Genomic DNA, 23,558 nt, shown 5'->3' with positions numbered 1-23,558 from the left:
ATCACCACCACGACGACAGGAGAGCGCCGGTGAGCATCTCGCTGATACTCGTACCCCTGGCGGTGGCCACCGTGGCCGCCGCGCACGCCGCCACCGCCGACCGCGACGGCGACGGCCGGGTGGTCTGCCAGGTGCAGACCCGGATGCGCGACGAGACGCTGCTCGCCGCCGCGCTGCGGGACACCGGCGCGGCGGTGACCGCCGCCACCGACGAGATCACCGCCGACTGGGCCGGGGTACGGGCCGGCTTCCTCCGCGGCCCGGACGGCATCTGGACCGCGCACCTCAGCGGCGAGGTCGACGAGGGTCGGGCGGTGGAGATCGTCCGGTCGGTCGACGCCGCGTACGGGCGGCAGGTGCAGGGCGCGGTGCTGGAAAGGCTGCGGGCCCAGGCCCCGGCCGCCGGGCTGCGCCTGGAGTCGGAGCAGGTCACCGAGGACGCCTCGGTCCGGCTGGTCTTCGCCGTGCAGGAGCGGGACCGGTGACCGGCCAGCCCCGCGTCGTCGTCACCGTCAACCCGGACGGCTCGGTCAGCGCCGAGACCCAGGGCCTGCTCGGCGAGAGCTGCCTCGACTACGTGGCCGTGCTGGAGGACCTGCTCGACGCGCGGACGGTGCGCAGCGCGTACACGGCCGACCGCGACCGGGTGGCCACCGTCCTCGCCGACGAGCAGCACGATGTCGACCGCGCCTGACGGTTGGCCGCCCGCGACGGGCCCGGCGGTATACCCGCCGACCAGCCCGCCCGGGTACCCGCCCCCGCCCGGTCCGCGCACCTGGGCCGCCGCGCCGCCGGTGCGCTCGCCCAGGGGCGGCGTCTGGTGGCGGCTGCTGCACAGCTGGTGGTTGCTGTTGCCGATCTTCGGATTCAGCTGCTTCGGCGGGATCGGCTTCCTCCACGTCGGCATCCGGGCCCGACGCTCGGATTGGTGGATTCCCGGCATCCTCTACCTGCTCGCCGGCTGGGGCGGCTTCATCGGGGGCGGCGTCGTCGAGAAGGGCAGCGCTGCCAGCGCCTATTGCTTCGGCCTGTGGTTCGCGGCCTGGGTGGTCAGCGTGCTGCACGCCCTCGGGGTCAACGTGTTCTGGTTGCGGTGGCGGGCCGGCCGCCGGCCCGGGTACGCCCAGCGCGCGCCGGGCTGGCCCGGGTCCGCGTACCCGCCCGGGGCCCTCGCCCCGCCGCCCGGCCCGCCGGTGGGCGGCGGGTTCGGCAGCCCCGTCTCCGGACCGCCCGTCGTCGGACAGCCGGGCGGGTACTGGGCCACCGGCCCGGCCGCGACCAAGATCCCGGGCGACCCGACCGCCGGACCGCCGCTGCCCATGGTCGACCCGACCGCCGCGCCGCTGGGCTTCGGCACGCCGCTGGACTTCGGCACGCCGGTCTTCGGCCCGCCCACCGGCCCGCCGTCGACCGGGGTCGGGGAGCCGGCCGCCGTGCCGTCCCCGGTGGACGTCAACACCGCCAGGGCGGAGCAGCTCGCCGCGCTGCCCGGCTTCGACGCCGCCCGCGCCGGCCGGGTGCTCGCCGCCCGGGAGGCCCACCGGGGGTTCGGCAGCGTCGCCGAGTTCGCCGCCGCCGCCGAGCTGGCCCCGCACGAGTACGCCCGCCTGCGCGACCTGCTGGTCTGCGTGCCGCCCGCCGGCCCGACCGCTCACCCGGGGACGTCCGGTGGACGCGTACTCGATTTCTGAGACCGGCCCGGTGCGGCGCTCGGCCACCGGGCCCGGCCGGGTGGCGCTGGCCCGGTTCCTCGCGTCGACCCGGGCCGAGGGGCCCGGCGAGCGGACCGCCCTGTGGGTGCAGGGCTGCGCGATCCGCTGCCCGGGCTGCTTCAACCCCCAGCTCTGGACCTTCCGGGGCGGGGAACTCGTCGCGCCGGCCGAACTGGTCGAGCGGGTCCTCGCCGCCGGCACGCAGGGGGTGACCCTGCTCGGCGGCGAACCGTTCGACCAGGCCGGGGCGCTGGCCGAGGTGGCCGCCGGGGTGCGCCGGGCCGGCCGGTCGGTGATGACCTTCACCGGCTACACCCGCGACGGCCTGCGCCGCGCCGTCGACAGTGGACGCGAGGACGTGGCAGACCTGCTGGCCGAGACCGACCTACTGGTCGCCGGTCCGTTCCGGGCCGACCTGGTCGACACCGACCGGCCCTGGGTGGGCTCCACCAACCAGGAGTTCGCGCTGCTCAACGACCGCTTCCCGGGGCTGCTCGACGAGCTGCCCCGCACACCGGACCGGGTCGAGGTGACCGTCGACGCCACCGGCCGGGTCTCGGTCAACGGCTGGGCCGAGGTCGACGCGCTGGACGAGCTGCTTGCCTCGGTGGGCCGCCCCCAGCGCCGGTCGGCCAACGCCGAGCGCCGGTAGCCTCACCCCGGGGCCGCCCGGCGGGTCAGCCGCCAGTACTGCCGCTTCTCCTCGTCCCGCACCACCACCCCGAGCCGGGCCAACTCCCGCCGCAGGTCGTCGGCGTCCCCGCGCCGGCCCTGGTCCACCGCCCGCTGCCGCGCCCGCAGCAGGGCGTCCGCCCCCGCCGGCAGCCCCGGCAGCCCGTCCACCCACCGCCGGTACGCGTCCCGGTGCGGGTCCGCGTCCGCCCAGGGCCAGCCGTGCCCCCGGAACGCGGCGGCCAGCCGCCCGGCGCTCACGTCGCCGCGCTCCCGGGCCAGCTCCTCCTCCCCGTCGCCCAGCAGCACCAGGTCCCGCCGGTCGACGAACACCACCCGCACGGTCCGGCGGGAAATCTCCCGGTCCCGCCCGTCGCGGCGCAGCCGGACCCGGTCCGCGTCCACCTCGACCCGCAGCCGCTCCCAGGTGCCGATTCCGGCGACGACGAGCCCGGCCAGCGCGCCGAGCGCCAGCGCCCCGGCCGGGGCCCAGGGCTGGGGCAGCCCGGCCAGCAGCTCGAACCAGCCCTGCGCGGGCACCCACGGCAGCCCGGCGACCGGGCCGGCGACGACGGTGAACAGCCAGCCGATGCCGGCCCCGACCAGCGGGAAGCCGCCCCACATGACCGCCAGCTCGCCCGCCCCGCCGTCGACCCGCGTCGGGGCGTCCCCGGCTCCCACGGTCAGGACACCTCCCGGCGCAGCGTGCGGACCAGCCCGGCCGCCAGCGGCAGCACCGCCCAGACCAGCACCGACACGGCCATCCGCCCCCACTGGCCGGCCGTCACCTCCGGGCCGAAGAGCGGCTCCATGGTGACGCTGGTGTCCAGCCAGCGGGCCGGCTCCCGCAGCGCCGCGATCATGCCGGCCAGCACCGCCCAGACCGTCGGCAGCAGCAGGTAGGTGACCACCGCCAGCGGGGTGTTCAGCAGCAGCAGGCCGAACGCCGCGCCCATCAGCACCCCCAGCACCTGCAGGACCACCGCGTGGAACAGCCGGGCGGCCTCGAACGACCAGGCGCCCGACCCGCCCGTCGCCTTCGCGGCCAGCGTGCCGACCGCGGCGACGGCCAGGGTGACCAGCACCGACGCCAGCGCGGCCAGCACCACCGCGGCGAGCTTCGCGACGAGCACCCGCTCCCGGCGGGGCACCAGCGCGTACGTGGTCAGCGCGGTGCGCTGGGACCACTCCCCGGTGATCGACAGGATGCCCAGCACCGGCAGGAGCAGGCCGGCGGGGAGCAGCTGCGGGACGAAGAACGCGGTGAACGTCTGTTCGTCGTCGGCCAGCACCCACAGCTGCACCACGACGATCGCGACGGAGACCAGCCCGATGCCGACCAGCAGCCACCGGCCGGCCCGGGTGTCGACGAGCTTGCGCAGCTCCACGGCGGTCAGCCGGGCCAGCGACGGTCCGCGTACCCCCGGGTGAGCCGGCGGGGCGACGGTGGGGGCGGTGGGGGCGGTGCTCGCGCTCATGCGGTGGTCTCCTTCGTCGACGTGCCGCCGGTGAGGGTGAGGAAGAGCTGTTCCAGGCCACCGCCACCGGCCGGGCGCAGCTCGGTGAGGACGACCCCCGCGTCCGCCGCTGCCTGCCCGACCACGCCGGGCTCGGCCTGGACCAGCAGGCCGCCGCCGGGCGACGCGGCCGGGCCGGCGGCGACCGTCGCGGCGAGGCCCGCCGCAGCCAGCGCCCGCCGTAGGGCCGCTCCGTCGCGGGCCCGAACCAGCGTGCCGGCGTCGGCCAGCAGTTCGTCCGTGCCGCCGGAGGCGACCACCCGACCACCCCCGATCACCACCAACTGGTCGGCCACCGCCTCCACCTCCCTGAGCAGGTGGGAGGAGAGCAGCACGGCACCGCCCCGGTCGGCGAAGTCGCGCAGCAGGCCGCGCATCCAGAAGATGCCCTCCGGGTCCAGGCCGTTCGCCGGCTCGTCCAGGATCAGCACCCGGGGGTCGCCCAGCAGCGCGTGCGCCAGGCCGAGCCGCTGCCGCATCCCCAACGAGTACGCCCCGACGCGCCGCCGCGCGGCGGTCGCACCCAGTCCGACCAGGTCGAGCTTCACGTCGACCTCCCGCCGGGACACGCCCATCGTGGCGGCGGCCAGCGTCAGCACCTCCTGCCCGGTCCGCCCGGAGTGCTGCGCCGAGGCGTCCAGCAGCACCCCGACCACCCGGCCCGGGTTCGCCAGCCGCCGATACGGCACCCCGCACACCCTGGCGGCGCCACCGGTGGGCGGGGCCAGCCCGCAGATCATCCGCATCGTGGTGGACTTGCCGGCCCCGTTCGGGCCGAGGAAGCCGGTGACGCTGCCCGGCGCGCAGGTGAAGCTGACGTCGTCGACGGCGGCGCGACCGCCGTACCGCTTGGTCAGGTGCTCAACTTCGATCATGGATCGAGCCTGCCCGCGCCACCCGGCCGGGCGCTGCGGTCACCGGTCGAGAACCACATCGACCTACGGCCACGGCCGGCGTCGACTTTGGTAGCTGTCGGCGGGGCCCCGGCCTTCCTAGCATGGGATGGTGACCAGCGCCGTCGTACCGGACCACCCCTGGCTGCTGCCGGGTGCCCTCGCCGACGTGGCGTCGTCCGGGACGCGACCCCGACGGACCACCCGCGACTGGCTGGTGGACGCCCACCTCTTCCTGTTCGCCCTCGGCTGGGCCGTGGTGGCCGCCTGGGACGCCGGCCAGCCCGTTCCGGAGCTGGCCGGGCGGCTGCCGTACGAGTGGTTGCAGGGCCTCGACACCGTGCTCGGGCTGCTGGCCTGCGCGGCGCTGTGGCTGCGCCGCCGCTGGCCCCTCGGCCTGGCGGTGGCCACCCTGCCGCTCGGGCTGTTCTCGGTGACCGCCGCGGTGGCCCTCGTGGTCATCATGTTCACGGTCGCGGTGCACCGGCCGCTGTCGCGGGCCGCGCTGGTGTTCGGCGGCAGCGCGCTGACCAGCGTCAGCTACGCGGCGTTCCGCCCCGATCCGGCGTTCGGATTCCGGGGCGAGCTGGTCTGGGCGGCCGTCTTCACCGGCTCGGTGCTGGCCTGGGGGATGTTCGTCCGGGCCCGGCGGCAGCTCATCCTCTCCCTGCGCGACCGGGCCGACCGGGCCGAGGCGGAGCAGCAGCTCCGGGTGGCGCAGGCCCGGCAGCTGGAACGCACCCGGATCGCCCGGGAGATGCACGACGTGCTGGCGCACCGGATCTCCCTGCTCAGCCTGCACGCCGGGGCGCTGGAGTTCCGGCCGGACGCGCCGCCGCAGGAGGTCGCCCGGGCGGCCGGCGTGATCCGGGAGAGCGCCCACGCCGCCCTCCAGGACCTGCGCGAGGTCATCGGCGTCCTCCGCGCCGACGACCCGCCCTCACCCGGCCCGGCACCGGCGGGCCAGGTGCAGACCGGGTCGGCCCGCCCCGGACCCGCCCCCGCCCCGGCGGCCCGGTCGGCGTCGACGCCGCAGCCGGCCGCGGTGGAGCGGCCACAGCCCACCCTGGCCGACGTTCCCACGCTGGTCGCGGAGTCCCGGGCCGCCGGCATGCGGGTGGAGGTGGTCGACACCGTCGAGGCGGCCGGGACCGCACCCGTCGCGATCGGGCGCGGCGCGTACCGGATCGTCCAGGAGGGGCTGACCAACGCCCGCAAGCACGCGCCGGGCGCGGCCGTCACCGTCCGGCTCGCCGGGGCACCCGGCGATGGGCTGACCGTCGACGTTCGCAACCGCCGGCCGGTGGGGGCCGGGTCGCAGCCCGCCATCCCCGGCACCGGGACCGGCCTGGTCGGCGTCGCCGAGCGGGTCAGTCTGGCCGGTGGGCGCCTGGAGCACGGGCGGGACGGGTCCGGCGACTTCCGGCTGACCGCCTGGCTACCCTGGCCGGCATGACCGGGCGGGAACACGACGACGGCGGCCCCGGACAGGGCGACCCGGGGGAGCCCGTGCGGGTGCTGATCGTCGACGACGACGCCCTGGTCCGCGCCGGCCTGTCGATGATCCTCGGCGGCGTGCCCGACCTGCGGGTGGTCGGCGAGGCCGCCGACGGCGACCAGGTGCCGGCCGCCGTCACCGCCTGCGCGCCCGACGTGGTGCTGATGGACATCCGGATGCCCCGGGTGGACGGGCTCGCCGCCACCGAGGCGCTGCGCGCCCGGCCCCGCCCGCCCGAGGTCATCGTCCTGACCACCTTCGACGCCGACGACCAGGTGCTGCGGGCGCTGCGTGCCGGGGCGGCCGGGTTCCTGCTCAAGGACACCCCGCCCGCCGAGATCGTCCGGGCGGTGCGCCGGGTCGCCGGCGGGGAGGCCACCCTCTCACCGACGGTCACCCGGCAACTGATCCGGCACGTCACCGCGTCCGGGCCGGCCGGCTCCGACGCCCGCCGCGAACGGGCGTTGCGGTTGCTGGGTGGGCTCAGCGAGCGGGAACGGGAGGTCGCGGTCGCTCTCGGTCAGGGCCGGACCAACGCCGAGATCTCCGTCGAGCTGTTCATGAGCGTGGCGACGGTCAAGGCGTACGTTTCCCGCCTGCTGACCAAGCTCGACCTGAACAACCGCGTCCAGGTCGCCATCCTGGTCCACGACGCGGACCTCGTCTGATCCGGCCGCAGCCGCCTGCCCGAGCTGATTCTTGTGATGTGAGGGCCGAAACGGTACGCGGGGCGCGGCGTGACGGAAACGTGACTCGGATCCGACGAAGGGTGACTGCCGGGGCGCGAGCGGCCGGCGGTAACGTCACCGAGGGCTGGGGGAGGTGGCTGTGGCACGTGGTGGCGTCTTCTGTGTCGAGGGGCAGTGGCACCGCGACCTCAACGAGCGCGGATCGGTCCTGCCGACCCTGGAACTGCTCGAACGGCTTGGCAAGATCAGGTTCATCCACAAGGACGCGGCCACCCGGGACGAGCTCTTCTACTTCCTCGACCGCTGGCTGCTCAAGCAGTACGCCGACTACCGGGTGGGCTTCTTCGCCATGCACGGCGAGCCGAGCCGGCTCTGCCTCACCGACTGGGACTCCGTCGACCTCGCCGACGTGGCCGAGCGGATGGCCGGTCGGTGCGACGGCCGGCGGCTCTACTTCGGCAGTTGCTCGGTGCTGCGGGCGTCCGACACCGTGCTGCGCGACTTCCTCGACGCCACCGGCGCCGCGTTGATCTGCGGCTTCACCCGCGAGGTCGACTGGGTGGAGTCGGCCGCGTTCGAGACCGTGCTGCTCGACGTGCTCGCCAACGGGCACCGGCACAACGCCGCCGAGCTACGGATGGGCTCCGCGCACTGGGCCCCCCTGGCGGCGTACCTGGGCTTCCGGGTGATCTACGCCAACGGCCGGGCGTGGCGGCCGACCGTGCGACCCCGGGTGCCGGCCCAGCCCACGGGGCGGACCGCGGCCCGGTCCCGCTCGTCGGGCACTGGTAGAAACGACTGACGGCGCGCGACATCGCGAGCAGTGCCCGCCGGCTCAGTGCCTGCCGGCTCAGTACCCTGCGGCTCAGTATCCGGCGGTGAAGCGCATGTTCTCGAAGCGCGGGTGCTCGATCTCGTCCACGACGGCGACGGCCAGGTCCTCGTAGCTCAGCACCGCGCGGCCCCGCTCGTCGGTGACCGGCTCGTCCGTGCCGGTCCGGTAGCGGCCCGTGCGCTCGCCGGGGTGGAACTCCAGCGGCGGTGGGGAGACGTACGTCCAGGTCACCCCCTCGGCCGAGGACCGGTACCAGGCCAGGGCGTCGGCCTGGCCCAGCGCGGAGTCCCGGTACTCCTCGGGGAAGTCCGGCTCCTCAAGGAACGGGACGCCGCTCGGGTTGAGCAGGGTCGCCCCGCCGCCGACGTGGATCACCCGGGGCGGGTTCGGCAGGTCCCGCAGCACCGTGATCAGGTTCTCCGCCGCGTCCCGCCACAGCGCCCGCTCCCCGCCGCCGACCGCCACCACGATCGCGTCCGCGCCCGGGGCCAGCTCCCGCACGCTGCGCGCCGAGGTGGCGTCGCCGGTGACCAGGTCGACGCCGGCCGGCAGGTAGCTGACCGCCTCCGGCCGGCGCACCGCCGCGGTCACCCGGTGGCCCCGGTTCACCGCCTCGGCGGTGATCCGCGAACCCGCCGTGCCGCCGGCCCCGAACACCACGATGTCGCTCATCGCCTGACCGCCTCCCGCGCCGCACCCGTCCGCGCGGCCGTCGTCGTCCGTCCCCAGGCTAGGGAGCCGAGCGCCCCGGCGGTGCCGTTCCGGCGATCCCGGGCGGGAGGCCGCGACCGGCGGGCCCAACCGGGCTCAGTCGACGAGGGCGGAGTAGACGAGCTGACGCAGCTGTGTTCGCAGCGGGTAGGTGCTCGACGGCAGGAGCTGGGTGAACAGCAGCGCGGTGATCTCCTCCACCGGGTCCACCCAGAACGCGGTGCTGGCCATCCCGCCCCAGTAGTACTCGCCGACGCTGCTCGGTACCCGGGCCGGGACCGGGTCCTGCACCACGGCGAAGCCGAGGCCGAACCCGACGCCCTCCAGCACCGTCTCGGCGAACCCGGACGGGGAGAACGAGGCCAGGTCCCGACCGCCGGGCAGGTGGTTGCGGGTCATGAAGCGCACCGTCCGGGGCCCGAGCAGGCGCACGCCGTCCAGCTCGCCACCGCGCAGCAGCATCTGGGTGAAGCGGTGGTAGTCGGCGGCCGTCGAGACCAGCCCGCCGCCGCCGGACAGCCACGTCGGCTCGGTCAGGGCGGCCCGGCCGATCGAGTCGGCCCGGAATGCCTGGCCGGTCGCCGGGTTCGGGGCGTACAGGGCGGCCAGCCGCTTGGCGTCCGGCTCGTCGACCCACCAGCGGGTGTCGGTCATGCCCAGCGGGCGCAGGATCCGGTCGGCGAGGAACTGGTCCAGCCGCCGGCCGGAGACGACCTCGACGAGCCGGCCGAGCACGTCGCTGGAGACCCCGTAGTTCCAGCTGCTGCCCGGCTGGAAGAGCAGCGGCAGCCGGGCCAGCGTCCGCGTGGCGGCGGTCAGGTCGGCCCCGGCGGGCACGCTGAGGTCGAAACCGGCCGCCCGGTACAGGCCGTCGACCACCGAGACCTGGGCGAAGCCGTACGTCAGCCCGGCGGTGTGGGTGAGCAGGTGCCAGACCCGGATCGGCTCGACCGTCGGCACCGTGTGCGGGCTGGTCACCGGGCCCCTGTCGTAGACCCGGGCGTCGGCGAACTCCGGCAGCCAGCGGCTGATCGGGTCGGTCAGCTCGAACCGGCCCTCCTCCCACAGCATCATCGCCGCGACTGAGGTGATCGGCTTGGTCATCGAGTAGATGCGCCAGAGGGTGTCCGGCTCGACCGGGGCGCCCGCCTCCCGGTCCCGCAGGCCGTAGGTCGAGGAGTGGGCGATCTCGCCCCGGCGGGTGACGACGATCTGCCAGCCGGCGAGCCGCCCCCCGTCGACGTACCTGCCGAAGTGTTCGTCGATCCGCCCCAGCCGGGCGGGATCGAAGCCGAGTTGGTCGGGGTCGGTGCTGCGCGCCACACTCACCCGCCGAACCTACTGTCCGGTACGGGCTGCGCGGTAGATGTCTGCTTGCCCAGTAGGCTGACCAGGTGTTGGAGCCAACCGAGGACGTCACCTTCCGCCACGACGACTGGTACGGCGAGGAGCTGGTCGACCGGCACTTCGTGCGCTGCGAGTTCTTCCACGTGGACCTGACCGAGGCGGTCAGCCGGGGTGCCGTCTTCACCGGCTGCACCTTCGGCAACGTGGCTTTCAACGCCTCCCGGCACACCGACTCGGCCTTCACCCGCTGCGTCTTCAAAAGGTGCAACCTCTTCGACGCCGAGTTCACCGGCTGCAAGCTGGTCGGCAGCAGCTTCGAGGAGTGCGACCTGCGTCCGCTGCGAATCGACGGCGGGGACTGGTCGTTCGTGGCCCTGCCGGGGGCCGATTTGCGCGGGGCGCGCCTGACCGACGTGCGGATGCGCGAGGTGGACCTGACCGGGGCCGACCTGACCGGCGCCACGGTCACCGGCGTCGACCTGTCCGGGGCCCAGCTGCACGGCTCCCGCCTCTCCCGTGCCGACCTGCGCGGCAGCGACCTGTCCGCGCTCGACCCGACGGTGGTGGAGCGGGCCGACGCGCTGATCGACGCCGATCAGGCGCTGGTGCTGGCCCAGGCGCTCGGCTTCCGGCTCGGCTGACCCCGGCCGGTGCTGAGCCGCCCCGGCGTCCCGGCAGCCGGGCCGCCGTCGGGCCGGTCGGGGGGAGATGCCCCGGAGGGGACAGTTTGTCCGTCGCGCGGCCTCGGAGCGGCCGTACGTTTTCTGCTGTCCCGGTCCGTCCGTCCCCTGTGGAGGCTTCACCGATGAGCAGCACCGCCACCCGTACCGTCCGTCCCGCGGCTCCCCTCGGCGTCGAGGAGTCGGGGGAGACGCTCCGGGAGATCCCGCTGCCGCCGTACATCACGGGGGAGGACGCCCAGTTCGCGGTGCGGGCGGTGGTGGTGCACGCGCCCCGGCGCTGGTCGGGCGGGACGGTCTGCCGCAACGACGCGAGCCCGCACCCGTGCCGGCTGCACCGCTGGGGCCGGCGGGTGCTCACGCTGCGCGGCCTGCGGTCCGCCGAGATCGACGCGCTGATCGAGCGGGGCGACCCCACCGTGACGGTCCGCCCGCCCGCCCGCCCCGGCGCCTGAGGACGCGGCGGGCCCGCCTCCCGTCCCGCCGCCACGTCCCGTGGCCTGCGACCCGGGCCCCTTCCTCCGCACCCGGAAGGGGCCCGGGTCGGTCAACAGGCGATCGGCTTCACCCAGGAGCACTCCCGCCCCTCGGGGGCGCGCGGCGTGTCGGGCGCGGCGGGCGGTGCCGGCCGCGCCGCCCCCGGGGCCCTGTCGGTGTACGACGCCAGCACGATCGCGATCTGGTCCTCCAGCCCCTTGACCGACGAGGCGAGGTAGTTGTTCAGCACGATGGAGAAGGCCAGCAGGTGCCCGTCGGCGTCGGTGACGTAGCCGGAGAGGCCGGACGCGCCGGTCAGGCTGCCGGTCTTGGCGTGCACGTTGTCCGCCGCGGCCGTGCCGCGCATCCGGCTGCGCAGGGTGCCGCCCACGGAACGGTCGGCGTTGCCGGCGACCGGCAGCGCGGCGTACCAGGCGTCGAACCACGGCTCGGCGCGGACCGTGGCGAGCAGGGCGGCGAACTGGGCCGGCGGGATCATGTTCCGCCGGGACAGCCCGGAGCCGTCGCGCTGGCGCAGCGTCCCGGTGTCCATCCCGGTGTCGGCGACGTACTCGCTGATCGCGGTGAGCCCGGCCGGCCAGGTCCCGGAGCCGGAGAGGACGCGACCGATCTCCTTGGTCAGCACCTCGGCGTGGCCGTTGTTGGACAGCTTGAGGAACGGCACCATCAGTTCGGCCAGGGCCATCGAGTCGTGCCTGGCGATCGGGGTGGCATCGGCCGGGGTGGCCCGCCCGGGCACCGTCCGGCCGAGCACCCGGACGCCGTGCCGGCGCAGGGCGGCGCGGAACACGTCGGCGGCGTACCCGGTCGGCTCCCAGACGGTCACCCACTCGCTGGCCGGGGCCGTGCCCACGGCGATCTGGCCGGTGACGACGACGGTGTTGCTCCCGTGGGCGCGCTCGAAGGAGAGGGTGGTCTCCCCGGTGGACACGGTCTCTGCGCGGTTGTCGATCCGCAGGTACTCGTTCGGCGGGGTCATGGTGACCGCCGGTTTACCCCCGGCCGTGGTGGCCGGGGCGGCGTGCACGATCGCGGTGCCCGCGTCGTAGTCCGTGTCCGGCGCGACGGTCAGCGCCGAGACCTGCGCGGCGTAGTAGTAGGGCTCGTCGTCCGAGGTCCAGTCCGAGCCCAGCCGGGCGTCGTCGTAGCGGGTGTCGTCGGCGACCAGGTCCCCGGTCACCACCCGCGCGCCGGTCGCGGCGACCTGGGTGGCCAACTCGTCGTAGTCGGCGGCGAGCATGGTGGGGTCGCCGCCGCCGCGCAGGTAGAGGTTCCCGGAGACCAGCCCGGCCCGCCGCCGCCCGTCCGTGCTCACCGTCGTGCTGAACCGGTGGCCGGGGCCGAGCAGCGCCAGCGCCGCCGTCGAGGTCAACAGCTTGGTGTTGGAGGCCGGGACCAGCCGGCGGTCACCGTTGCGGTCGTAGAGGGTCTCGCCCGTCGCGGTGTCCACCACGACCACCCCGGCCTGCGCGCCGGCGAGCCGGGAGTCGGCCAGGATCGCGTCGATGGTCGCGGTGAGCCGCGTCCGCGCGGGGCTGGGCGCCTCGGCGGTGGCGGTGGGGGCGCCGGCCGTGGCCACGACGGCGACCAGCGCCGCCAGCGTGAGCGCCCGGGGGAAGAGACGACGATGCATGCGCTGATGCTGCCATGCAGGTTTCTGCCGGGAAACCCCATCGAGCGAAGGTTATTGCCAAACCGGGATGGTCAGGGGTTCGCCGGCCGGACGTCCCCGAGCGTGTCCCCGAGCGTGTCCCCGAGCAGCGGGAACGCGATGCACACCCAGAGCTGCCGCCGCGCACCGCCTCGCATCGTCCATGGACTCAGCGTAGGGAGCATCGGGGCAGCTCGGAGGCGGTTTGGACGCGAGGGTCAGTCGAATCTGTTCTATTTGACGGATGCCCCGACAGGAGGCAACGTAGGCAGGGAGGGGCGTGCGACCTGCCCCGTTTCGTATGGCGACGGGCCTTTCGTCGCCCAGCTCCCCCGCGTGCTCGCCCGCGGGTCGAGCCCGGCCTGCGCCGACCGCGATCCGGAACAATCCACGAGGAGCCCACCATGCTGACCATGACCGACAACGCCGTGCTCGTGATCCGCGACCTCGCCGCCCAGGAGGACGTCTCCCCGGACGGCGGCCTGCGCATCGCCGCAGACGCCGACGCCGGCTCGCTCACCATCGAGTTGGTGCCCGAGCCGGCGCAGGGTGACCAGGTGGTGGACACCGAGGGGGCCCGGATCTTCCTCGACTCCGACGCCGCCGAGCTGCTCAGCGACACCTCGGTCGACGCCAGCGTCGACGACGAGGGGATCGTCCAGTTCGGCTTCACGGACAAGGAGTAGTCGCTCCGGCTTCACCCGCGAGGAGGGGCCGCCGCCCGCGAGGAGGGGCCGCCGCGACTCAGTCGGCCCGTCCGGCCTCGCCGCCCCGGTGCGGTCGGCCGGGGCGGCCACGCTCCGGGCCGCCGCGCCACCCGCCGGTCCGGCGCTCGCCACCCGACCACGCGCGGTCCTCCCCGCCGGGCCGCGTCCGGGGTCGCCGGTCGTCCGCCGGCCGTGCCCCCTCCGGTCGGCTGAGGTCGAACAGCACCCGTGCCAGGTGGTGCGAGGTGCTCCAGGCCGCCCAGTTCGTCGTCGACCCGGCCCCGGCCATGCCCCGGGACCGGCGCAGGATCTCGTGGTCGCCCCAGGAGAAGCCCGCCCCGCCCGCCGGCCAGTGCGGCGCCGACACCAGCGTCCGGCACAGGTCCGCCACCCGCTCGTCGCCCCGGCCGCCGCGCCGCGACCAGCGGTAGACCCACCACGCCCCGTCGGTCGTGTAGCGGACGGTGGGCAGCCGGTCCCCGGCGGCGTCCGCCCCGGGCACCGCGCAGTCGACCCCGTAGTCGCCGTACCCGATGCCGAGGTCGGCCAGCCGCCGCCAGAGCAGCCAGTCCCAGCGGTCCAGGCGTACCGGCTCGTCGGTGGGGAGCCGGGACAGCGTCGGCGGCACCCCGCCGGCCGCCACGGTCACCGCCTGCCAGGCGTGCCGCCGCGCCCAGTCCACCAGCCGGCGAACCCGGGGCTCCGCCGACCGGACGTCGGCCAGGCAGCAGACATCCCCGGCGTCCACGAGGAGTTCGCACTGTTCCGGGGCCAGTTGGGTGAGCCGCCAGATCCGCTCCACGGCGGCCGTCGTCGCGTCCGGGCCCGACCGGTCGAGGCCGGCCCGCAGCCGCACCACCAGCCGGCCGGTGTACGCCCGGGCCGCCAGGCCGTGCGCCGTCAGCCGTGCGTCGCTCTCCGCGAGCCCCGCCACCGGAACCAGCGGTACGCCCCAGCGGACCAGTTCGCCGCCCACCCCGTCGGGCAGCGCGGTCACGTCGACCGCCGGCAGCAGCCCCGCCGGCAGCCGGGTGAGGCTGTCCGGAAGGGAGGGGTCCATGGTGGACACGTCGAGCACCGGGGCGACCAGGGCGGCCGTGACGCCGTCGAGGTGCCGGAGCGCCTCCAGCGTGCTCCGTCGACCGGTGAGGACGGGGCGGTAGACCGGCTCCGCCGCCCGACCCCAGTGCGCGGGCACCATAGTTCAATGTAGCGACACATCGGCGCTCGTCACAGAGATTCCGGTAAAATGCGGGCGCGCGGGAGCGTGGGTCGCTACCATCCCCGGGTGCCAGGCGCCCCCATTCGCTACCGCTCGTCGGACGAGGACAGTGCCCGGTGGCACGGTTTTCCCTTCCGCGACGGCGACATCGTCATCAGTACCCGGTCCAAGAACGGCACCACCTGGATGCAGATGATCTGCGCCCTGCTGGTGTTCGGCACACCCGACCTGCCGGCGCCGCTGCCCGAGCTGTCGCCCTGGCTGGACTGGCTGGTGGAGCCCCGCGACGAGGTGTACGCGCGGCTCGCCGCCCAGCCGCACCGCCGGTTCGTCAAGACCCACACCCCGCTCGACGGGATCCCGCTGGACGACCGGGCACACTACGTCGTGGTGGCCCGGCATCCGCTGGACATGGCGGTCTCCCTCTGGCACCAGAGCGGCAACCTCGACCGGGAGCGGATGGCGGAGCTGACCGGCCAGCCGGCGCCGCAGGGGCCGCCCGCCCCGCGTACCCCGTTGGTGCAGGCGCTGGGGCGCTGGGTGGACCGGGAGGCCGACCCGCGCGAGGAGATGGACTCCCTCCAGGGGGTGATGTGGCATCTCGGTGATGCCTGGGCCCGCCGGGACCGACCCAACGTGACTCTGGTGCACTACGACGACCTGGTGGCCGACCTGGACGGGCAGATGCGCGCGCTGGCCGGCCGGTTCGGCATCGAGGTGCCCGCGCCGCGCTGGCCTGAGCTGGTCGAGGCCGCCACCTTCGACCGGATGCGCCAGCGGGCCGACCGGCTCGTTCCCGACCCGGCGGGCGTGCTGAAGGACCGGTCGGCCTTCTTCCGGCGCGGTCGCTCCGGGCAGGGCCGGGAACTGCTCGACGAGGCGACGCTGGCCCGGTACCGGGCCCGGACCGCCGCCCTCGCCCCGCCGGACCTGCTCGCCTGGCTGCACCGCGACGGCTGACCCTCCGGCCCGCCTGGCTGCACCCGCTGCGGCGATGTATGTGCAGCTCGATGGCGTGATCACATAGCCGAGAGTCCATGATTGGACAGCTCCTGCGCTGGCCCTGGAGGGGTGGCGGCGATTAGCGTTTGCCTCATAAAGGGTATTGATCAGATTGAACCGGCAAGTGGCATCTGATCGGTATTTATCTCCCTTTCACCCCTCTAGCTCGCCGCCCCTCGCAGGCGGCAGTCAAGGAGCCACCATGTCCACAGCCGCCAAGCAGCCCGCCGATCAGCCCGTCGCGACCGCCAGCGACCGCACCGAGGCCAGCGCGCAACTCGTTCCCGCGACCGTCGCAGGGATGCCACCCACCGCGCAGCTCTTCTGGGCGGTGGTCGAGTCCACCGGGGTGCTGGTCCGCGGCTTCGGGGCCGCCTCCGCCACCCGGCTCGGCGTCGGCATCTACCAGGTCGTCTTCGCCCACGACGTGTCCCAGTCGGCGTTCGTCGGGACGATCGGGCTGACCGGCAGCATCGGCAGCTCGCCCAGCGGCGAGATCGCGGTGGTCGGCCGCGCCGGCGTGCCCAACGGGGTCTTCGTCCAGACCTTCACCTCGGCGGGGGCGGCTGCGGACCGGTCGTTCCACCTGACCATCGCGTCCTGACCCCTCGAAATCCGGTCCCCGTCACGTCCGGTGGCGGGGACCGGTCGGGTACCGGGCCCGGACACGGGCGCACGGCGCCGCCGCGACCCGGGGGTCGTAACGTCGCCGCGCTCCGGCCGTCTCCCACCACCGCAGCCGTACGGCGGTACGCCGGCGGGGACCTGGCTCGACCGGCCCGGTTGCGCCGGCTGATGCTCTCGATGCCCGGCCAGGGCGGGCCCAAACCCCGGATCGGTGAGGATTTCCATCATCTGTCGTTCCCGGCGTGACGGGGGCCGTCACCGGGTATGTGGCCGGCATGGAGCATTTCACGATCGCGACCGTCGCCGAGAAGAGCCCAGATTTCCGGCGGGTGCTGTGGACCGGTGAGCACACCCAGCTGGTGATCATGACCATCCCGCCGGGCGGCGAGATCGGCGAGGAGGTCCACGAGGACACCGACCAGATTCTCACCTTCGTCAGCGGCACCGGCGAGGCCCGGGTGGCCGGGGAGAAGAAGGAGGTCGCCCAGGGCGACCTGGTGGTCGTACCGGCCGGGACGAAGCACAACTTCGTCAACACCGGTCCCAACCCGCTGGTCCTCTACACCGTCTACGGCCCGCCCGAGCACGCCGACCAGGCCGTGCACCGGACCAAGGAGGAGGCCGACGCGGCGGAGGCGGCCGGCAAGGACGAGCCGCCGACCTCCTGACCGGTCCGGCCCGGCCGGCGAGGGCCCCCGCGCCCTCGCCGGCCTGATCCGGGCGGGCGCGGGTACCCGGCGCGGGTGGACCAGCCGCCGATCTCCGACTACGGGTTTCTGTCCGACTGCCGCTCCGGCGCGCTGGTCGGCCGGGACGGCTCGGTCGACTGGTGGTGCCCGGACCGGTTCGACGGCGCCTCGGTCTTCGGCCGGTTGCTGGACCCACGGGGCGGGCACTGGCGGCTCGCGCCGCTTGAGCCGGCCCGGGTGGAGCGGGCGTACCGGCCGGACACGCTGGTGCTGCGCACGGTCCACCACACGTCATCCGGCAGCGTCGCGGTCACCGACGCCCTCTCCGCCCAGATCGGCGCCCGTGGCCACGAGGTGGGGATGGACTCCCCGGCCGTGCTGCTGCGGGTGGTCGAGGGACTCACCGGCCGGGTCCGGATGGGCCTGGAGTTCGTTCCGCGCCCCGAGTACGGCCTGCTCACCCCGTACCTGCACGAGCAGGACGACGGCGGGGTGCTGGCCGCCGCCGGGCCGGTCACGCTGGTGCTGCGCGGCACCGGACCGGCCCTGCGCGCCGACGAGGACCGGGTCCGGCAGGAGTTCGAGGTCGCCGCCGGGCAGCGCGTCGGCTTCGACCTGGCGTACGCGCCGGCGTACCGCGATCGGCCGGCCCGGCTGGACCCGGTCGCCGCGCTCGCCGAGACGGTGCGGGCCTGGGAGGGGTTCCGGGAGACGCACCGCTACGACGGCGCGTACGCCCCGCAGGTGCGACACGGCGCGACCGTGCTCACCGGCCTGACGTACGCCCGCAGCGGCGCGGTCGCCGCCGCCCTGACCACGTCGTTGCCGGAGCGGATCGGCGGCGACCGAAACTACGACTACCGCTTCTCCTGGCTGCGCGACTTCTCGATGACCATGCGCGCCCTCTGGGTGGCCGCCTGCCCGACCGAGGCCTCCCGGCTCTTCGCCTGGGCGGCCCGCTCGATCGGCCGGGTCGGCGGGACGCCGGTGCCCGTGCTGTTCGGGCTGGAGGGGGAGCGGGACCTCACCGAGCACGACTGCACCCACCTGCGGGGGTACGCCGACAGCCGGCCGGTCCGGATCGGCAACGACGCGTGGCGGCAGCGCCAGCTCGACGTGCCGGGCGAGGTCATCTCGGCGGTCTGGCGGCTGCACGAGCAACTCGGCGAGCCGTTCGCGGAAGAGCTGCGGGAGATGGTGGTGGGCCTCGCCGAGCAGGTCGCCGCGACCTGGCGGCTGCCCGACCGGGGGATGTGGGAGACCCGGGACACCGACCGGCACTACCTGTCGTCCAAGGTGCTCTGCTGGACGGCGCTGGACCGGGCGGTCGTGCTGGCCCCGCGGCTCGGCGATCGCGCCGACCCCCGCCGCTGGGCGGCGATCAGGGACGAGATCCGCGCGACCGTGCTCCGCGAGGGCTGGAACGACCGGGTCGGCGCGTACACCGGGGCCTTCGGCTCGACGGAGTTGGACGCCTCGGCCCTCTTCCTGCCGGTGGTGCACTTCCTGGAGGCGTCCGACCCGCGGATGCGCGCCACCATCGCGGTGGTCGAACGCGAGTTGGGCACCGACGACGGGCTGGTGCGGCGCTGGAACACGGACCCGGCCGGCTTCCTGCTCTGCTCGTTCTGGCTGGTGGAGTGCCTGGTGATGGCCGGTGAGCCGGAGCGGGCCCGGCGGCTGTTCGAGCGGATCCTCGGGCACGCCAACGACGTGGGGCTGTTCGCCGAACAGATCGACCCGCGCACGGGGGCCCAGCTGGGCAACTTCCCGCAGGCGCTGTCCCACATCGGGCTGATCAACGCCGCCTGGCGGCTCACCGACCCGGCGGCGGCCTGAGCCGGCCGCGCGTGCCACGGGTGGGCATGGTCGGCGGGATCGTGGGTAGAACAGCCGTCATGGACAGCCTCGACCAGCCCAGCGTCCTGCTCCCCGGCGACGTGCGGATGCCGCTGCTCGGCTTCGGCACCTGGCAGGCCACGGGCCAGGCCGGGTACGACGCCGTGCTTGCCGCCCTCGACGCCGGTTACCGGCACCTCGACACCGCCACCATGTACGGCAACGAGGAGGAGGTGGGCCGGGCGGTCCGGGAGAGCGGGCTGCGCCGGGAGGACATCTTCATCACCACCAAGCTGCCGCCGGATCGGGTGGGCCGGGAGCGGGAGACGATCGAGGCCAGCCTCCGCGCGCTCGGCACCGACCACGTCGACCTGTGGCTGATCCACTGGCCGCCGTCCTCGCCGGCCGACAGCATCCCGGTCTGGCGGGAGCTGCTCGCCGCCCGGGACGAGAACCTGACCCGGGCGGTCGGGGTGAGCAACTACAGCACCGCGCAGATCGACGAGCTGATCCAGGCCACCGAGGAGAACCCGGCGGTCAACCAGATCCGGTGGAGCCCGTCGCTGTACGACCGGCAGCGGCACCTGGAGCACCGGGACCGGGGCGTGGTGCTGGAGGGGTACAGCCCGTTCAAGTCCAGCGACCTGGCGGACCCGGTGCTGACCCGGATCGCCGCCGCGTACGGAGTGTCGCCGGCCCAGGTGGTGCTGCGCTGGCACATCGACCACGAGATCGTGGTGATCCCGAAGTCGGTCACCCCGGAACGGATCAGGGCCAACGCCGACATCTGGGGCTTCTCGCTGACCGCCGAGGAGATGCGCGACATCGACGCCCTCGGCCACTGACGGCCCTGCCCGTTCGCCGTTCGCCGGTCCCGTTGTCCGGTTTTCCGGGACCGTCTCCGGTGATCCGGGACCGTCGTATTCTGCCGCCGGCCGCGGCCGGCTGGGTGAAGTGGCCGACGCACTTTCCACGAGGCCCAGGAACGGGGTCTGACCCAGGGCTATTGCGAAGTCGGGCGGGAGCGCTCCGATCAGGAGGTCTGGGGTTCCTGGCGTGGGCGCCGCTCCACAGCAGGTGTGCCTCTCGGCGCCTATGGAGCTGAGTCGCCCCATCGCATCGACCGCCTCGCCCACAGCTCCGCCCCGGGCCACGGTCCCTGGGCCAACCAGGAACCGCACCCGCGACAACGCGACGACCCTTGGGTCTGACCTGGGGCTTAACGCAGGGCCCCGGCAAAGTCGCGGAGTGTCCGATCCCGCCCGACGTTCAGACGAATACGCCCCCACCCGGTCGGGGACCTGCCCTTCGGCCCCTATGGAGTTGCCCCGTCCACGCTCCCACTCCATCGACAGCACAGACGGGGCAGCTCCATAGGGACCAACGCAGGGCAGACCGACCCGGCAGGGGCCAAGCCGACAGGGGCCAACCAGGCAGGGGCTGATGGTGCCGGCAGCGCGCGCATCCCTGGGGCCCGCCAAGCCGGAGACCCTCACGACTTTGCCGGGCCCTGGGGCTGAACGTGCGCCGACCGTCCCGTTGAATTGCTCCCAGAACGACTTGATCTGATGCCTGTGACTCCTGGCGCGGCCGACTCGGACACGAATTATTATTCGGGCCGTCGGGGCGGACTCCGACGGTGACCACCGGGGCGCGCACCCCCAGACAGCTGATATCGGAAAGCATCAATTGTTGCGGGCCGGATTTGTGCGCCTTCTGACGGAGGGGGTTCGAGGGTGGAAGTGGAATTGATGCTCGGCGTTCTGGACGGGCCTGCGCCTCGGCTCGACGAGATGGCTCGCCAGTTGGGCCAGGTTCTCGGCTTCGACCTGGAGCGGGAGGGTTCGGGCGAGGAAATGTACAGCGGTGGAGACAGCCTGTGGCGAGTATGGATCACCTTTGACCCGGCGGATCTGGAGCCGTTCAAAACTCATTCGTACACGCTGGAAATCGGTTTCCTCGGGCATTCTGCCCTCGATCAGGTGGAGTCGTTGTACGAAAGGTTGGCGGCGATCGGTCGCTACCGGATCATGTTGATTGTCGACCACGGATGTCGTCGGTCGACACACACCCCCTGTGAGGACTACTGACGCCCTTTCACGCCCTCGCTTGTCAGGTCAGCTTCGGGTGCAGGTCTGCCCGTTGAGGGTGAAGCTGCTCGGCGAGGAGTACGCGCCGTTCAGCGTCCCCTGATAGCCGAAGCTGGCGGTGCCGCCCGGGGTGAGCGTCCCGTTGTGGCCGATGTTCCGCGCGGTCACCGCCGACCCGCTCTGGGTCACGGTGGCGTTCCACGAGCCGGTGATCTGCTGCCCGGACGGCAGGGCGTACGCCAGCGTCCAGCCGTTGACCGTCGACGAGCCGGTGTTGGTGATCTGCACGTCGGCGGTGAAGCCGTTGTTCCACGAGGTCGGCGTGTACTTGACCGCGCAGCCGCCCCCGGCCGGGGGAGTGGTCGGCGGGGGCGTGGTCGGCGGGGTGCCGCCGGTGTTCACCGACTGGGAGAACGAGTTGACCGCCAGCCCGACGCCGCCCTGCCACGGCTCGAAGCCGGCCTGGATGCTGGTGAGGTACCACGAGCTGGTGATCGCGCCCCGGTTGCGCGTGTCGTTGATGAAGTCCAGGACGTCGAAGTTCAAGCTCGGGATCGCCGACGGGGCCAGGTACGAGATGACGTTGTTGCCGCCGTTGTTGCCCCGCCAGACCTCCCAGGTGCGTCCGGCGACGGTGGCGGTGCCCACCGGGGAGCCGATCGGCTGGATCGAGCCCTGCCGGTTGAGCCAGATCATGATCTCCATCTGGTTCACCCCGTCCCGCTTCGGCGACGGGTCCAGCCAGATGTCGTACGAGGCGTTGTAGGTCGCCCCGCCGACGTAGTTGTAACTGATGCTGCTGGGCGCGCTGCTGATCTGGCTCACCTGGACCGGCAGGTTCGTCCCGGGGGAGCAGTTGGTGTAGTGGCAGCCCACGAAAATCGACGGGTACGACACCGGCGCGCCGTTGGTCGGGGCGGAGCCCTGCTGGCTGGTGATGCCGAACCCGCTGCCGGTGACGTTGATGCACTGTTGCGCGCTGGTGCCCCAGCGGTTGTTCTGCACGACGTGCTTCCCGCCGATGACCGTCGAGCCGTACTGCTCGCAGATCTGGGTGTCGGCGGAGGCGGTGCCGCCGAGGGCGACGGCGACGAGCGAGCCGGCGGCGAGCAGGCCGGCGGCCGCGAGGGCGCGGAGTGGACGCTTCATGATGCTCCTAGGCTTCGGCGTCGGACGGGACCGGAGGCGCGGCGGGAGCGCTCCCATGCGCTGCGGACACATTCACATGCCTGAAACCTTCGCGCAACCGGGACCGGCTCGTTTCCGCCCCGGAGCGCATTCATCGGTGTGAATCACGCCCCCGCGCTCGCCTGGCCGGCTGGCTTTCGGCCCCCCTCCGGCGATCGACGCCGCCCCGTCGAGGGGTGACCCGGCCCGGACGAACGGCCCTGGCGTGCACCGATCGCACCGAGTAGTGTCTTGCCTCCAATGCGTGCCGAACTCCCCTCCGGAGGCGTACACCACGATGGGTGGCTCCCCCCTGCGCATTCTCGTCGTCGGCGCGGGCATCGCCGGTCTGGCCGCGGCCCGGGCGCTGCGGATGGCGGGTTTCCGGCCCGACGTCACCGAGAAGCTGCCCTCGTCGGAACTCGTCGACACGGGCCTCTACCTGCCCGGCAACGCGGCGCGGGCGCTGCGCCGGCTGGACCTCGACGGCCCGGTGCGCCCCCTCGGGCAGGTCGTGCACCGGCAGCGCTTCCTCGACGCCTCCGGTGCCCCGCTGTGCGAGGTCGACCTGGACGCCCTCTGGGCCGACGTCGGCGAATGCCGGGCGCTGCCCTGGTCCGAGCTGCACCGGGTGCTGCTCACCGGGGCCGGCGGCGCCGTCCGGCACGGGGCCGAGGTGCGCGGGATCGAGCTGCTGCCCGCCGCCGTCGGCGTCACCTTCGCCGACCACACCGCCGCCGAGTACGACCTCGTGGTCGGCGCGGACGGCCCACGCTCGGTGGTGCGTTCCCTGGCCGCGCTGGGCGGGCCGTCCCGGCCGGCGGGTCAGGTGGTCTACCGAACCGTGGTCCGGGGCGGCCCCCGGGTCGACGAGTGGACCGCGCTCCTCGGCCAGCGGGCCGGCTTCCTCGTCGTGCCGCTCGGTGCCGGGCGGCTCTACTGCTACGCCGACGAGGCGGGCACGGTGCCACCGGCCGACCCGCCGGCCCGGCTCCGCGAGCTGTTCGGTGGGTACGGCGGGCCGGTGCCGGAGGTGCTGGAGGCGCTGGAACGGGTGCACGTCGGCACCACCGAGGAGGTCGAGCTGGGGCGCTGGTCCCGGGGGCGGGTGCTGCTCGTCGGCGACGCCGCCCACGCCACCGCCCCGACCCTGTCCCAGGGAGCGGCCATGGCGCTGGAGGACGCCGTGGTGCTGGCCGACTCGCTGAAGGGGGCCGACACCGTCGAGGCGGCCCTGACGGCGTACGAGAGTCGCCGCCGTCCGCGTACCCGGTGGGTGCGGGACCGGACCCGGGACCGCAACCGCACCCGCGACGTGTCGCCGGCGCTGCGCGACCCGCTGCTGCGCGGGCGCGGCGGTCGGATCTTCGGCGAGCACTACCGGTTGTTGGTCGACCCGCTGTGAGGGTTTGCCCGCGGGGCGGTGATCGTAGCCGCCCACCCCACGCGGCACCCCCACCTGCTGGGGACTATCCTCCCTACGGATGACGGCCCGCAGATAATCACGCGTGC

25 protein-coding genes are annotated in these 23,558 nt (G+C 74.1%); 17 read left to right on the top strand and 8 right to left on the bottom strand.

Annotated elements, in window-relative coordinates; translation table 11 throughout:
- The first annotated feature begins 29 nt into the window (after nt 1-29).
- From ACFYZF_RS07270 to ACFYZF_RS07255, 4 genes are read left to right on the top strand one after another with little or no spacing between them, the layout of a single operon-like run.
- Nucleotides 30-485 carry a hypothetical protein gene (locus ACFYZF_RS07270; RefSeq protein WP_387016856.1) on the top strand — a complete coding sequence of 152 codons (456 nt, stop codon included), beginning with the start codon at nt 30-32 and terminating at the stop codon, nt 483-485.
- Nucleotides 482-694 (top strand): DUF2997 domain-containing protein, encoded by a 213-nt coding sequence (locus ACFYZF_RS07265; protein ID WP_387016854.1) that lies wholly within the window; start codon nt 482-484, stop codon nt 692-694. The genes ACFYZF_RS07270 and ACFYZF_RS07265 overlap by 4 nt, the downstream gene beginning before the upstream one ends.
- The gene (locus ACFYZF_RS07260) at nt 678-1,691 is read left to right on the top strand and encodes a ComEA family DNA-binding protein (protein WP_387016853.1); all 1,014 of its coding nucleotides are present in this window, start codon (nt 678-680) and stop codon (nt 1,689-1,691) included. The genes ACFYZF_RS07265 and ACFYZF_RS07260 overlap by 17 nt, the downstream gene beginning before the upstream one ends.
- Nucleotides 1,669-2,364 carry a 4Fe-4S single cluster domain-containing protein gene (locus tag ACFYZF_RS07255; RefSeq protein ID WP_387016851.1) on the top strand — a complete coding sequence of 232 codons (696 nt, stop codon included), beginning with the start codon at nt 1,669-1,671 and terminating at the stop codon, nt 2,362-2,364. Before ACFYZF_RS07260 ends, ACFYZF_RS07255 begins: the two co-directional genes overlap by 23 nt.
- 2 nt (nt 2,365-2,366) lie before the next feature.
- Here ACFYZF_RS07255 and ACFYZF_RS07250 read toward each other — a convergent pair whose 3' ends face one another.
- The 3 genes from ACFYZF_RS07250 to ACFYZF_RS07240 are packed head-to-tail and all read right to left on the bottom strand — an operon-like array spanning nt 2,367 to nt 4,776.
- Complete coding sequence (locus ACFYZF_RS07250) at nt 2,367-3,065, bottom strand: hypothetical protein (RefSeq protein ID WP_387016849.1); 699 nt, start codon at nt 3,063-3,065, stop codon at nt 2,367-2,369.
- A 2-nt stretch (nt 3,066-3,067) separates the two neighbouring features.
- On the bottom strand, nt 3,068-3,862 hold the full coding sequence (locus ACFYZF_RS07245) for an ABC transporter permease (protein WP_387016848.1): 795 nt from the start codon (nt 3,860-3,862) through the stop codon (nt 3,068-3,070).
- Nucleotides 3,859-4,776 carry an ABC transporter ATP-binding protein gene (locus tag ACFYZF_RS07240; protein ID WP_387016846.1) on the bottom strand — a complete coding sequence of 306 codons (918 nt, stop codon included), beginning with the start codon at nt 4,774-4,776 and terminating at the stop codon, nt 3,859-3,861. Before ACFYZF_RS07240 ends, ACFYZF_RS07245 begins: the two co-directional genes overlap by 4 nt.
- Nucleotides 4,777-4,906: 130 nt before the next feature.
- Between ACFYZF_RS07240 and ACFYZF_RS07235 the strand changes: the two genes are divergently transcribed.
- From ACFYZF_RS07235 to ACFYZF_RS07225, 3 genes are all read left to right on the top strand, one after another.
- Complete coding sequence (locus ACFYZF_RS07235; protein WP_387016844.1) at nt 4,907-6,250, top strand: sensor histidine kinase; 1,344 nt, start codon at nt 4,907-4,909, stop codon at nt 6,248-6,250.
- A complete protein-coding gene (locus ACFYZF_RS07230) occupies nt 6,229-6,960 on the top strand; it encodes a response regulator (protein ID WP_387017127.1) in 732 nt (243 codons plus the stop codon). The genes ACFYZF_RS07235 and ACFYZF_RS07230 overlap by 22 nt, the downstream gene beginning before the upstream one ends.
- A 160-nt stretch (nt 6,961-7,120) precedes the next feature.
- The gene (locus ACFYZF_RS07225; RefSeq protein WP_387016843.1) at nt 7,121-7,783 is read left to right on the top strand and encodes a DUF6642 family protein; all 663 of its coding nucleotides are present in this window, start codon (nt 7,121-7,123) and stop codon (nt 7,781-7,783) included.
- 63 nt (nt 7,784-7,846) lie between these two features.
- On the opposite strand, the gene ACFYZF_RS07220 is transcribed toward ACFYZF_RS07225, so the two are convergent.
- Together ACFYZF_RS07220 and ACFYZF_RS07215 are read right to left on the bottom strand one after the other, a co-directional pair.
- Nucleotides 7,847-8,488, bottom strand: coding sequence for an NAD(P)-dependent oxidoreductase (locus tag ACFYZF_RS07220; RefSeq protein ID WP_387016841.1), 642 nt, complete (start codon nt 8,486-8,488; stop codon nt 7,847-7,849).
- A 135-nt stretch (nt 8,489-8,623) separates the two neighbouring features.
- Nucleotides 8,624-9,856, bottom strand: coding sequence for a serine hydrolase domain-containing protein (locus ACFYZF_RS07215; RefSeq protein WP_387016840.1), 1,233 nt, complete (start codon nt 9,854-9,856; stop codon nt 8,624-8,626).
- Between the two features lie 65 nt (nt 9,857-9,921).
- Here ACFYZF_RS07215 and ACFYZF_RS07210 point away from each other — a divergent pair, with 65 nt between their 5' ends.
- The gene (locus tag ACFYZF_RS07210) at nt 9,922-10,515 is read left to right on the top strand and encodes a pentapeptide repeat-containing protein (RefSeq protein WP_387016838.1); all 594 of its coding nucleotides are present in this window, start codon (nt 9,922-9,924) and stop codon (nt 10,513-10,515) included.
- 164 nt (nt 10,516-10,679) lie between these two features.
- Complete coding sequence (locus ACFYZF_RS07205) at nt 10,680-11,009, top strand: hypothetical protein (protein ID WP_387016837.1); 330 nt, start codon at nt 10,680-10,682, stop codon at nt 11,007-11,009.
- A gap of 92 nt (nt 11,010-11,101) precedes the next feature.
- On the opposite strand, the gene dacB is transcribed toward ACFYZF_RS07205, so the two are convergent.
- Nucleotides 11,102-12,685 carry a D-alanyl-D-alanine carboxypeptidase/D-alanyl-D-alanine-endopeptidase gene (dacB, locus tag ACFYZF_RS07200; RefSeq protein ID WP_387016836.1) on the bottom strand — a complete coding sequence of 528 codons (1,584 nt, stop codon included), beginning with the start codon at nt 12,683-12,685 and terminating at the stop codon, nt 11,102-11,104.
- Between the two features lie 422 nt (nt 12,686-13,107).
- Between dacB and ACFYZF_RS07195 the strand changes: the two genes are divergently transcribed.
- Entirely contained in the window at nt 13,108-13,389 is a 282-nt protein-coding gene (locus ACFYZF_RS07195) for a HesB/IscA family protein (RefSeq protein ID WP_387016834.1), read from the top strand.
- Between the two features lie 58 nt (nt 13,390-13,447).
- Here the strand turns inward: ACFYZF_RS07195 and ACFYZF_RS07190 are convergent, their stop codons facing one another.
- The gene (locus ACFYZF_RS07190) at nt 13,448-14,611 is read right to left on the bottom strand and encodes a hypothetical protein (RefSeq protein WP_387016833.1); all 1,164 of its coding nucleotides are present in this window, start codon (nt 14,609-14,611) and stop codon (nt 13,448-13,450) included.
- 87 nt (nt 14,612-14,698) lie between these two features.
- Between ACFYZF_RS07190 and ACFYZF_RS07185 the strand changes: the two genes are divergently transcribed.
- The 6 genes from ACFYZF_RS07185 to ACFYZF_RS07160 all read left to right on the top strand — a co-directional run bounded on the left by ACFYZF_RS07185 (nt 14,699) and on the right by ACFYZF_RS07160 (nt 20,879).
- The gene (locus tag ACFYZF_RS07185) at nt 14,699-15,592 is read left to right on the top strand and encodes a sulfotransferase domain-containing protein (protein WP_387016831.1); all 894 of its coding nucleotides are present in this window, start codon (nt 14,699-14,701) and stop codon (nt 15,590-15,592) included.
- 244 nt (nt 15,593-15,836) lie between these two features.
- Nucleotides 15,837-16,238, top strand: a complete 402-nt coding sequence (locus tag ACFYZF_RS07180) for a hypothetical protein (protein ID WP_387016830.1) — start codon at nt 15,837-15,839, stop codon at nt 16,236-16,238.
- 298 nt (nt 16,239-16,536) lie between these two features.
- On the top strand, nt 16,537-16,929 hold the full coding sequence (locus tag ACFYZF_RS07175; RefSeq protein WP_350886376.1) for a cupin domain-containing protein: 393 nt from the start codon (nt 16,537-16,539) through the stop codon (nt 16,927-16,929).
- A gap of 75 nt (nt 16,930-17,004) precedes the next feature.
- Nucleotides 17,005-18,789 carry a glycoside hydrolase family 15 protein gene (locus ACFYZF_RS07170; protein ID WP_387016828.1) on the top strand — a complete coding sequence of 595 codons (1,785 nt, stop codon included), beginning with the start codon at nt 17,005-17,007 and terminating at the stop codon, nt 18,787-18,789.
- 59 nt (nt 18,790-18,848) lie between these two features.
- On the top strand, nt 18,849-19,634 hold the full coding sequence (locus ACFYZF_RS07165) for an aldo/keto reductase (RefSeq protein ID WP_387016826.1): 786 nt from the start codon (nt 18,849-18,851) through the stop codon (nt 19,632-19,634).
- 891 nt (nt 19,635-20,525) lie between these two features.
- Nucleotides 20,526-20,879, top strand: coding sequence for a hypothetical protein (locus ACFYZF_RS07160; protein ID WP_387016825.1), 354 nt, complete (start codon nt 20,526-20,528; stop codon nt 20,877-20,879).
- 27 nt (nt 20,880-20,906) lie between these two features.
- Here the strand turns inward: ACFYZF_RS07160 and ACFYZF_RS07155 are convergent, their stop codons facing one another.
- A complete protein-coding gene (locus tag ACFYZF_RS07155; protein ID WP_387016824.1) occupies nt 20,907-22,028 on the bottom strand; it encodes a cellulose binding domain-containing protein in 1,122 nt (373 codons plus the stop codon).
- Nucleotides 22,029-22,344: 316 nt separating this feature from the next.
- Here ACFYZF_RS07155 and ACFYZF_RS07150 point away from each other — a divergent pair, with 316 nt between their 5' ends.
- Entirely contained in the window at nt 22,345-23,451 is a 1,107-nt protein-coding gene (locus ACFYZF_RS07150) for an FAD-dependent monooxygenase (protein ID WP_387017125.1), read from the top strand.
- The last annotated feature ends 107 nt before the right edge of the window (nt 23,452-23,558 follow it).

This window comes from Micromonospora sp. NPDC001898, from assembly GCF_042891255.1.
Taxonomy (GTDB): Bacteria; Actinomycetota; Actinomycetes; order Mycobacteriales; family Micromonosporaceae; genus Micromonospora.
The sequence above is the reverse complement of the archived record's forward strand: the minus strand, read 5'-3'. Positions and strand labels throughout refer to the sequence as shown.

Excerpts from the sequence above, each read along its gene's own strand:
- dacB (WP_387016836.1), bottom strand. The coding sequence starts at position 12,685 with ATGCATCGTCGTCTCTTCCCCCGGGCGCTCACGCTGGCGGCGCTGGTC.
- ACFYZF_RS07180 (WP_387016830.1), top strand. The coding sequence starts at position 15,837 with ATGTCCACAGCCGCCAAGCAGCCCGCCGATCAGCCCGTCGCGACCGCC.
- ACFYZF_RS07260 (WP_387016853.1), top strand. The coding sequence starts at position 678 with ATGTCGACCGCGCCTGACGGTTGGCCGCCCGCGACGGGCCCGGCGGTA.
- ACFYZF_RS07150 (WP_387017125.1), top strand. The coding sequence starts at position 22,345 with ATGGGTGGCTCCCCCCTGCGCATTCTCGTCGTCGGCGCGGGCATCGCC.
- ACFYZF_RS07155 (WP_387016824.1), bottom strand. The coding sequence starts at position 22,028 with ATGAAGCGTCCACTCCGCGCCCTCGCGGCCGCCGGCCTGCTCGCCGCC.
- ACFYZF_RS07240 (WP_387016846.1), bottom strand. The coding sequence starts at position 4,776 with ATGATCGAAGTTGAGCACCTGACCAAGCGGTACGGCGGTCGCGCCGCC.
- ACFYZF_RS07220 (WP_387016841.1), bottom strand. The coding sequence starts at position 8,488 with ATGAGCGACATCGTGGTGTTCGGGGCCGGCGGCACGGCGGGTTCGCGG.
- ACFYZF_RS07165 (WP_387016826.1), top strand. The coding sequence starts at position 18,849 with ATGGACAGCCTCGACCAGCCCAGCGTCCTGCTCCCCGGCGACGTGCGG.
- ACFYZF_RS07175 (WP_350886376.1), top strand. The coding sequence starts at position 16,537 with ATGGAGCATTTCACGATCGCGACCGTCGCCGAGAAGAGCCCAGATTTC.
- ACFYZF_RS07205 (WP_387016837.1), top strand. The coding sequence starts at position 10,680 with ATGAGCAGCACCGCCACCCGTACCGTCCGTCCCGCGGCTCCCCTCGGC.
- ACFYZF_RS07195 (WP_387016834.1), top strand. The coding sequence starts at position 13,108 with ATGCTGACCATGACCGACAACGCCGTGCTCGTGATCCGCGACCTCGCC.
- ACFYZF_RS07190 (WP_387016833.1), bottom strand. The coding sequence starts at position 14,611 with ATGGTGCCCGCGCACTGGGGTCGGGCGGCGGAGCCGGTCTACCGCCCC.
- ACFYZF_RS07245 (WP_387016848.1), bottom strand. The coding sequence starts at position 3,862 with ATGAGCGCGAGCACCGCCCCCACCGCCCCCACCGTCGCCCCGCCGGCT.